The organism is Streptomyces sp. MZ04 (assembly GCF_004684775.1).
Taxonomy (GTDB): Bacteria; Actinomycetota; Actinomycetes; order Streptomycetales; family Streptomycetaceae; genus Streptomyces.
Window position 1 is genome coordinate 1 of the sequence record NZ_SRIC01000345.1, and the last position, 7,790, is coordinate 7,790.

At 69.5% G+C, this 7,790-nt stretch carries 7 protein-coding genes; 5 read left to right on the forward strand and 2 right to left on the reverse strand.

Annotated features, from left to right (window positions below; translation table 11 throughout):
- Positions 1 to 398 (reverse strand): RtcB family protein (locus E2651_RS38505; RefSeq protein WP_167829023.1); only part of this gene is annotated, 398 nt, incomplete at its 3' end.
- 192 nt (positions 399 to 590) lie between these two features.
- Between E2651_RS38505 and E2651_RS38510 the strand changes: the two genes are divergently transcribed.
- The 5 genes from E2651_RS38510 to E2651_RS38535 all read left to right on the forward strand — a co-directional run bounded on the left by E2651_RS38510 (position 591) and on the right by E2651_RS38535 (position 6,402).
- The gene (locus tag E2651_RS38510; protein WP_135335929.1) at positions 591 to 1,487 is read left to right on the forward strand and encodes a DUF3558 domain-containing protein; all 897 of its coding nucleotides are present in this window, start codon (positions 591 to 593) and stop codon (positions 1,485 to 1,487) included.
- 125 nt (positions 1,488 to 1,612) lie between these two features.
- Complete coding sequence (locus tag E2651_RS38515) at positions 1,613 to 2,539, forward strand: DUF3558 domain-containing protein (protein WP_209446353.1); 927 nt, start codon at positions 1,613 to 1,615, stop codon at positions 2,537 to 2,539.
- Between the two features lie 171 nt (positions 2,540 to 2,710).
- Complete coding sequence (locus tag E2651_RS38525; RefSeq protein WP_135335930.1) at positions 2,711 to 4,090, forward strand: DUF2637 domain-containing protein; 1,380 nt, start codon at positions 2,711 to 2,713, stop codon at positions 4,088 to 4,090.
- 276 nt (positions 4,091 to 4,366) lie between these two features.
- Positions 4,367 to 5,356 (forward strand): endonuclease/exonuclease/phosphatase family protein, encoded by a 990-nt coding sequence (locus tag E2651_RS38530; RefSeq protein WP_167829024.1) that lies wholly within the window; start codon positions 4,367 to 4,369, stop codon positions 5,354 to 5,356.
- 8 nt (positions 5,357 to 5,364) lie between these two features.
- Complete coding sequence (locus E2651_RS38535) at positions 5,365 to 6,402, forward strand: endonuclease/exonuclease/phosphatase family protein (RefSeq protein WP_135335932.1); 1,038 nt, start codon at positions 5,365 to 5,367, stop codon at positions 6,400 to 6,402.
- 75 nt (positions 6,403 to 6,477) lie between these two features.
- Here the strand turns inward: E2651_RS38535 and E2651_RS38540 are convergent, their stop codons facing one another.
- The gene (locus E2651_RS38540) at positions 6,478 to 7,497 is read right to left on the reverse strand and encodes a hypothetical protein (protein WP_135335933.1); all 1,020 of its coding nucleotides are present in this window, start codon (positions 7,495 to 7,497) and stop codon (positions 6,478 to 6,480) included.
- Between the last annotated feature and the right edge of the window lie 293 nt (positions 7,498 to 7,790).

Sequence of the window (7,790 nt, forward strand, 5' to 3'; positions counted from 1 at the left end):
AAGTCCCCCCACCCCGAAGTCCCGAACCCATGCAACCGCCCGGGATCCACCGCCTCCGCATGCATCCCCCGCCCCACAGGAATCGCAGCCTCGATCTTCGACCGCAGCCGCGACAGATCCCCCGGCAGATCGTTCGCCGTCAGGGACGTCTTGACGGCAGACATCCCGCACCCGATATCGACCCCCACCGCCGCCGGGCACACCGCACCCTGCATCGCGACCACCGAGCCGACCGTCGCGCCCTTGCCGTAGTGGACGTCCGGCATGACGGCCAGGCCCTTGATCCACGGCAGCGTCGCCACGTTCTGCAGCTGCCGCAGGGCTACGTCCTCGACCGAGGCGGGGTCCGTCCACATGCGGATCGGTACCTTTGCCCCGGGAACCTCCACGTACGACATAACGTCCTCATTCCCCCGTGGTTGAACCAAAGTGTTGAAAGTCTTGAAACGCAAATACCGGCGCCAAGGTCAACGAATCGGATGACGGACCGGCGTCCACGGCTGTGCGTGCGATACACATTGTGTCCACCGGTCGCCCGCCAGCGGCAACCGAATATCCCCCGATATCCCCGGCGAGAAGGAGCCCATACGGTGCAGCGGAAGGCCTACGTACCGGGCGTCGCAGCTCTCCTCGCGGTGCTGCTCGCCGGCTGCACCGGCGGTGGCGGGCTCGGCGGAGAAGCCGACGACTCGAAGCCCGGTGAGCCCGGCAGCTCCACCGCGGCCGCCGAGCCCGGCAAGTACCGCACGCTCCCCGAGCCCTGCGGCGAGGTCGACCTCGGCACGCTCGACGCGATGCTGCCGGGCATCGCGGAGATGCCGGACGAGAGGCAGCAGGAGAAGGCGTACGAGGGCGAGCCCACCGTCACGTACGACACCGACCGGCATGTGGGCTGCCGGTGGAAGGTGGAGTCCTCCGACGCCACGCACCACCTTCTCGTCGACTTCGAGCGTGTCGTCTCGTACGACACCGCCGTCAGCGATGACACCCGCGCCACCGAGGTCTACTCGTCGAAGGTGCAGAAGGCTGATCTGCCTGAGCCTTCCGGTACTTCCGGTACTTCCGGTACTTCCGGCAGTGCGTCGACCGATGCCGATGTCGATGCCGATGTCGATGCCGAGCCTTCGGGCGGTGCCAGTGGTTCGGACTCGGGCGAATCCGGCAAGGCGGACGACAAGGGCAAGGACAAAGACAAGGGCGACAGCGGCTCCAGCGGTTCGCCCGAGGATGCCGTCACCCCCGCCGGGCTCGAGCCCCGCGTTCTCGACGATCTCGGCGACGAGGCCTTCCTCGACGACGCCCTCACCACCTCCGCCTCCGCCACCCGGCACCGCACGGTGACTGTGGTGTTCCGCACGTCGAACGTCATTGTGACCATCGAGTACGACGAGCAGCCGGGGCGTCGCACCGACATCCCCGACAGCAAGGAAATGCAGGACAAGGCGCAGGAACTGGCCGGTAGCCTGGCCGACGGGTTCTCCGATTAGGTCCGATTGGCGGCGGTTCGGACGGGCGGCCGGCTCGCGGGAAGCGGAGTCGTCCGCCGCGAGCACGGCGTACCGTGACCCATCGAACCGATGTAGCCGTCTTGAGTGACTTGAGTGAAGGAACCATGCACCGACCAGCACAGCGACTCACCCGCATACTCACCTGCGCAGCCGCCGTACCGGTGATCCTCGTTGCCTCCGGCTGCTCCTCCGACTCCGACTCGGGCCCGGACGGGGCCAAGAAGGATTCGGGCTCCAAGGCGTCCTCTCCGGCCAAGGCGGGTGACAAGCCCGCTGCCGTGAAGAAGGCGGCGTTCGGCAAGCTGCCCGAGCCGTGCGAGGTCCTCTCGAAGAAGACGCTCGAGGACCTGGTCCCGAAGGCGAAGGACAAGTCGGGCAAGGCGGGCGACTCCGCCGACACCTCGGCGCGCGGCACCTGCACGTGGGACAGCCTGGAGAACAACGGCGTCGACGGCTCGCAGTTCCGCTGGCTCCGTGTCTCGCTGCTGCGTTTCGACTCGGACGCGTCGCTGGGCAGCGGCGAGAAGCGCGCGCAGGAGAGCTTCGCCAACCAGGTCGCGGACGCGCAGGGCACGAAGGACGCGAAGGACGTCAAGACCGAGCCGGTTCCTGGCGTGGGCGACCAGACGACGACCGTCCGGTACAACCTGAAGAAGGACAAGGAAAGCTTCAAGCAGCAGACGGTCGTGACGCGCGTGGAGAACGCGGTCGTCACGATCGACTACAACGGTGCGGGCCTGGCGGGCGACAAGGCGCCGAGTGCGTCGGATCTGACGAAGGACGCGCAGAAGGCCGCGAAGGAGGCCGCCGCGGCGGTCGTCGCGGCGAACAAGTCGGCCGGTTCGGGGTCGGGTTCGGGCAGCGGCTCCGATTCGGGCAGCGGCTCGGGTTCGGGCAGCGGCTCGGGTTCGGGCAGCGGCTCGGGTTCGAGCGCGGGATCCGGCTCCGATTCGGGTTCGGGTTCGGGCTCCGGTGACGGGTCGGGCAGCGACTCGGATGCCTCGTCCAGCCCGAAGAAGCGCAAGAGCTAGCACGAGCTGACGTATCCGCGCCCCGCCCGGCGGGCAACTCGCGGCGCAGTCAAGGCAGTTGTGGAGCCCGGCCCCCCAGGTGGCCGGGCTCCTGCCGTACCGGCACACCGTCTTCCGGATCCGTGTGCCAGGCTGTCGCTCGCAACAGACCGAACAGGGAGGGGTTCGCGGGTGGCCGCGATGCAGCTGACACGCACGCACCGAATACTCATCGGCGTGGTCGTCGCCGGTGCGGTCGTCATCGCCGGTATCGGTTTCGCGGGGTCCTACGCGGCCGTACGCGAGCTCGCCGAGAAGAAGGGCTTCGGCAACTTCTCGGTGGTCTTCCCGATCGGCATCGACGCGGGCATCTGCGTCCTGCTGGCGCTCGACCTTCTCCTGACGTGGATCCGTATCCCCTTCCCGCTGCTTCGCCAGACGGCGTGGCTCCTGACGGCGGCCACGATCGCCTTCAACGGCGCGGCGGCCTGGCCGGACCCGCTGGGCGTGGGGATGCACGCGGTGATCCCGGTCCTGTTCGTGGTCGCCGTGGAGGCGGCGCGGCACGCGGTGGGCCGGATCGCGGACATCACGGCGGACAAGCACATGGAGGGTGTGCGTCTGACGCGCTGGCTCCTCTCCCCCGTGCCGACCTTCAAGCTGTGGCGCCGGATGAAGCTCTGGGAACTTCGCTCGTACGAGCAGGTCATCAAGCTGGAGCAGGACCGGCTGATCTACCAGGCCCGTCTCCAGGCCCGCTTCGGCCGCTCCTGGCGCCGCAAGGCCCCGGTGGAGTCGCTGATGCCGCTGCGGCTCGCCCGATTCGGCGTACCACTCGCGGAAACCGCGCCCGCGGGGCTCGCGGCGGCGGGGATCGAGCCGGCGCTGCTCCCGCCGGCGCCGGTGTCGGCGGAGCCTAAGCAGCCGGAGCTGACCGGGCCGCGGGACCGGGCGGAGCCGCTGCCGGTGGAGCAGGCGGAGTCGGCGGAAGAGCAGCAGCCCGGGGCCACTCACGCGAGCCCGTGGTTCGCGGCTCAGCAGCCTTCGTACGTTCCTGAGGAACCGCACGATCAGTGGTACGCGGATCAGCAGGCGTACGCGGATCAGCAGGCCTATGCCGAGCAGCAGGCGTATCTGGAGCAGCAGCAGGCGTACTTCGACGAGCAGGGCGGCGGTGAGGCTGTCCCCGACTCCGGGTTCCCGGTGCCGGCGGGTCCCGGCCGTACGCGCCCGCTCGGGGGTCAGCATCTGATTCCGGGTCCGCGCGAGGAGCAGGCCCCAGCGGTGGACGAGGTCCTCGAGGAGGCCCCGGAGACGTTGCCCGACGACGTGTCGGGTCTGCCGGAGGACGTCTCGCGCGACGACGCGTACTTCGCGGCGTTCCGCAAGTACGTGAGCGAGCTGGGGGACTATCCCAACGCCCGCCAGTTCGGCCTGTACCTGATGGATCTGTACGGCGTCACGGGCCAGGCGGGAGGCCCTCCGGCGGAGAGCACCCTGCGCCCGTACCTGCGTGACTTCCGCAGCCGCTACCAGCAGGAGCTGGACGCGGGCGCGGAGCACATCGCGTAGCGGGTAGGGCGTAGCGGGTAGCGCGTAGGGCGTAGCGGGTAGCGCGTAGGGCGTAGCGCGTACGACGGCCGCCGCGGGCTTCATTGTCCGCGGCCAATCCGGGTTGTCCTGTTGCCGACCTGCGGTTTCGTGGCTGGGACCGGCGGACAACGCGGCTTTCGCGGACGGTGGGCGCACCAGTCGTCATCGACCTACGGAGGTTGTGTGGTGCGCGAAATTCTCGCCCGTTTCTCTCGTGTCTGCCGGGTGCTGGCAGTGCCCCTGTTCGCTGTTCTGTTGCTGACGTCCACCGGCACGGCCACCGCTGTGGACGGAGCCCCGGGCCTTCCGGACAAGGTGTCCGTGCTGAGCTGGAACGCGTGTGGCGCCTACGAGGGGTGCCCCCATTGGGACAAGCCGGAGTTGCGGGTCGATCAGGTCGTCAAGGCCGTCCAGGACGACCCGAGTGTGGCGGTGATCATGCTCCAGGAGGTCTGCCTGGGTCTGCACGCCGAGCCGCTTCAGGAACGCCTCGGCGACGGCTGGCAGGTCCAGTTCCGCGCCGCCCCCGTAGTCCGGAAGGACCCGGTGACCGGGGATCACGAGGGCCCCACCCGGGAAACCGGAGATCTCGGCACTGTCCACACCTGTCTCTCCGACAAGCGTGTGCCCACCCCGGAAGCCGCCCCCAGCGCTCTCCTGAACCACGATGAGCAGGGCAACGACCAGCGCGTCCAGGCGGGCGGGCGTCGCGACCTGGCCGGCGTCCTGGTCGCGATGAAGAAGCTGCCGGGCAGTGAACTCCACCCGGTGAACATGACGTTCGTCGAGGACAAGAAGCAGGGCGCGGCCTGCATCAAGGACACCGGCAATCTGCTGTTCGCCTGCAGCAGCCACTTCCTCAACAAGGGCGCCGACCCCGACGAGTTGAGCCGGACCGCCAGCGGACGCGACTTCCGCGACCAGACCGTGCACCTCCAGGCGCAGGGCTACCGGACCGTCATCGGCGGCGACTTGAACGCCACGCCGGACTCCAAGCCGCTCCAGCCGCTGTACGACGGGAACTTCGAGGCCGACGTCAACCAGAAGCGGCCCACCCACACTTCGGGGGGCAAGCTGGATCACATCTTCTTCAGCGACTACGGGTGGGACCTGGTCGGCGCACGTCTGGACTACCCCGGGGACCTCTGGGGCATGCCCAGTCTCGACCTGCGCGCGACGTTCGGCGTGCTGCTGAGCGACCACTGGATGTTCAAGGGCACCGTCAACCCGGTCACGGGATGGTGAGGACAGTCATGCGCACACGCACACGCACACGGACACGGACACGCACACGCACCCACACCCGCACCCGCAGGGCGCTGGCCCTGACCGCACTGCTGCTGGCCTCCGTGATGGCCGTCCCCGCGTCCGCCGGTGCGGACGACGCGTTCCCGCCGCCCGTCGCGGCGGCGGCTCCGGCCGAGTACCAGATCGGCACGTTCAACATGGCGGGCGGCAACGCCGAGCACGGGGTCAAGGGGGTGGAGGCGCCGGAGGCGCTGGTGCGCAGTGTCCAGGAGCGCAGGCCGGCCTTCGTCGCCGTCCAGGAGGGCTGTGAGGACTGGAGCAACACGCTCCGCGAGCGCCTCGGCGGTGAGTACGCCGTGTACTTCAACCCGGTGCAGCGAGGAGACCTCACCACCGCTACCTGCAACCACGGGGGCGTGCCCTTCGGCAACGCCGTGATCGTCCGCAATGACGTCTTCGTGGAGACCAGTGACCAATCGGTCAGGTCCCACCAGTTGACGGGCGATGTGATCGCGGGCCTTGAGAACGCCGGCGACGAGGGGCGGGCGAAGGCGGCGGCGTATGCGACGAAGGAGCGCCGCGAGATGCTCTGCGTACGCTCCGAGGCCAGGAGGATGGTCGCCTGCTCGGCCCATCTGACGCACGACGACCGTGACTTGCGCATCGCGGAGGCGTCCAGGGCCCGGGAGATCCTCCGGGACGAGTACCCGGGGTACACGAAGCTGCTCGGCGGCGACTTCAACGACGATCCGCTCTCGGCGGCGGCCGACCACTTCTACGCTCCGGGCTATCAGCGGGACGCGGAGGGGGAGTTCAAGGAGGTCGACAGCCCGTGCGGCAACGACATCCGGGAGGTGACTCTCGCACCGGGACCGGCGGGCTGGCCGACGATGACTCACTGCCGTTCCGGCGAGGCCACCCACAACAGCGGCATGAAGATGGACGCGCTGTATGTGCCGCCCTCGGTGGAGGTGACATGGGCGGACGCGACGAAGGCACTGCATTCCGACCATGTGCCTTTGTGGGCGGGGGTGATCCTGTGACGGAGCAGGGCTGAGAGTGGCTCAGGGTGTGCGGCGGAAAGTCGGCCGCACACCCTTTGCCACTCCCCGCGCAGGTCAATCGGTGCTGGCGATCGCGCCTGCCGGGCCGCCCACGCGGGTCCAGTCGGTGCCGTCGCTGGTCCAGCGCCACAGGGTGCGGCGGTCGGAGGCGAGGCGGTAGACGTGGCTGTCGCCGACGGTGAGGGCGGCGCCCTTGGGGCCGATGTCCTTCCAACGGTCCGGGGTCCCGGTGTACTTCATGATGTGGCCGGTGGCGGGGTCGGTGGCGAAGAGGCCCGCGCCGCCCGCGTGGATGGTGTCGGCGGGGCCGCCGATCCGGTTCCACACGTCACCCTCGCCCGTCCATTGGAAGACGCTCTTGCGGTCGGGGGACAGACCGTAGACGTCCTCGTCGCCGACCGCGAAGCTCGCTCCGGGGTTGCCGATGCGGGTCCAAGTGCCGTTGCTCTTGCGGTGGATGAGATGGCCGTCTTCGGGGCGAGTGGCGAACAGACCCGCCCCACCCGCGTAGATGTGCCCGGCCGGTCCTCCCACCGGGGTCCACTTCTCAGGGCTGTCATAGCGCATGACGGCGTCGCGGCCGGGGGTGAGCGCGTACAACTTGCTGTCGGTGAGGGCGAATTCGGCGCCTTCCGACCCCGCGTAGGTCCAGGCTCCCGGTTTGCCGTCGTAGCGGAAGATGCGGCCGTCGACGGGGTCGGTGGCGAAGACTCCGGCACCGCCCGCGTAGACCTTGCCGGCCACGCCGCCGATCTCCGCCCATGAGGTGCCCTCGCCGGTCCAGCGCAGCACCTTGCTCTGGTCGAGGCTCACGGCGTAGAGCGGTCCGGAGGCGTCCGCGGGGCCCTTGCGGTCCTGTCCGGGATCGACGGTGACGGCGGGGCCCGCTGGGCCCGCGGCAGAGCCGCGTGGCTTGGGAGTGCCTTTGCCCGCTCCATCCGATCCTTCCGACGGCTCCTTGCGGGTGGGAGTCGCGCCGGGCTCCGTGCCGGGGGACGGCGAGCGGGTCGCACCGGGCCGACTGGGCGGCGCGGCGACCGACTCCCGGTGCTCGTGGACAAGGAACCCGGTCACGGTGGCGGCCGTAGCGACGAGCGCGACGGCGGCCGTGGCGAGCAGGACGCGCCGGGGGCCTGCCGACTTCTTCTTGCGTTCGGAGGGCTGGCTTTGTGAGGGCTGGCTTGCGGGGGGCTGGCTTTGGGAGGGCTGGCTTACGGGGAGCTGGCTTTCAGAGGGGCGGCTTACGGGGAGCTGGCTTTCAGAGGGGCGACTCTCGGAGGCCTGCCCCACGGGAGGCTGCCCTACAGGGGCCTGGCTTTCAGAGGAGCGGCTCTCGGGAGCCCGCCCCTCGCCGGTCCACCCCCCAG

Excerpts from the sequence above, each read along its gene's own strand:
- E2651_RS38515 (WP_209446353.1), top strand. The coding sequence starts at position 1,613 with ATGCACCGACCAGCACAGCGACTCACCCGCATACTCACCTGCGCAGCC.
- E2651_RS38535 (WP_135335932.1), top strand. The coding sequence starts at position 5,365 with ATGCGCACACGCACACGCACACGGACACGGACACGCACACGCACCCAC.